Annotated in this window: 2 protein-coding genes; both read left to right on the forward strand. The window is 69.0% G+C overall.

All coding sequences use genetic code 11. The features are described 5' to 3' along the window. Nucleotides 1-228 precede the first annotated feature (228 nt). Nucleotides 229-810: a YqaA family protein gene (locus tag GJV64_RS14755; RefSeq protein ID WP_164158244.1), complete on the forward strand. Its 582-nt coding sequence runs from the start codon at nucleotides 229-231 to the stop codon at nucleotides 808-810. Next, the coding region (locus tag GJV64_RS14760; RefSeq protein WP_164158246.1) for a disulfide bond formation protein B at nucleotides 800-1,043 on the forward strand (244 nt) is incomplete at its 3' end. The genes GJV64_RS14755 and GJV64_RS14760, both read left to right, overlap by 11 nt.

Raw genomic sequence — 1,043 nt, forward strand, 5'->3', positions numbered from 1 at the left:
ATTATCAGCTCGATTATGCGCTGCGGCTCGTCGGCCGGCTGGGGCCGCCGGCCGCGCCGCGCCTGCAGGTGGCGGGCGCCCCGCAGGCCGCCACCGCCACGCGCTGAAGCCGGCGGGCGCTTCGCCCCCGCTGTTTGCGTGGCAGCGGCAATGCCAGAGGGAGAGATTGCAGCCGTCACACGCGCGGGCTAAGCCCGCGTCAGGCTTTTTTGCGGAGAGTCCAACGCCGTGCTGCGTCGCCTGTATGACTGGACCCTCGCCCGCGCCGCCGGCCCGATGGCCGAACGCTGGCTGGCGGCGATCAGCTTTGCCGACAGCAGCTTCTTCCCGGTGCCGCCCGACGTGATGCAGATCCCGATGTCGATCGCGCGGCCGGAACGCTCGATCCGCTATGCCGCTGTCTCCACCGTCGCCTCGGTGTCGGGCGCGCTGCTGGGCTATGTGATCGGCGCCGTGCTTTATCAGGCGGTGGGCGTGCCGCTGCTGGAACTCTATGGCTACGAGGACAAGTTCGTGGCCTTCGCCGCCGACATCAAGGCCAATGGCTTCCTGTGGATGCTGGCTTTTGCCTTCCTGCCCATTCCCTACAAGGTGGCGACCATCGCCGCCGGTTCGGTGGCGCTGTCGGTCCCGGTGCTGATTGCGGCTTCGGTGCTGGGCCGAGGTGGGCGTTTCTTCCTGGTGGCGCTGATCCTGAAGCGCTTTGGCGCCCAGGCGCAGGCACTGATTGACCGCTATTTCAATGCGCTGGCGTTGACCGCCACGGCGCTGTTCGTCGGTGGCTTCGTGGTGGTCAGATATGCGTTCTGAAGCGGCGGGACCGGCGCTGCTGCTGGCCGGCGCTGCGGCCCTGCTTGCCGGCGCCTATGGCTTTGAACTGATCGGCGGGCTGGTCCCGTGCGAGATGTGCTGGTGGCAGCGCTGGGCGCTGTTCGCGGTGTTGTTCCTTGCAGCCGATGCGCTGCTGCTGGGCCGGGTCGCGACGCGCGCGCCGGCGCCTGCGTCTGCGCTTGCGACGGTGGCGCGGGCCACTGGCTGGGCGG

Source organism: Sandarakinorhabdus rubra, from assembly GCF_010994245.1.
Lineage (GTDB): Bacteria > Pseudomonadota > Alphaproteobacteria > Sphingomonadales > Sphingomonadaceae > Sandarakinorhabdus > Sandarakinorhabdus rubra.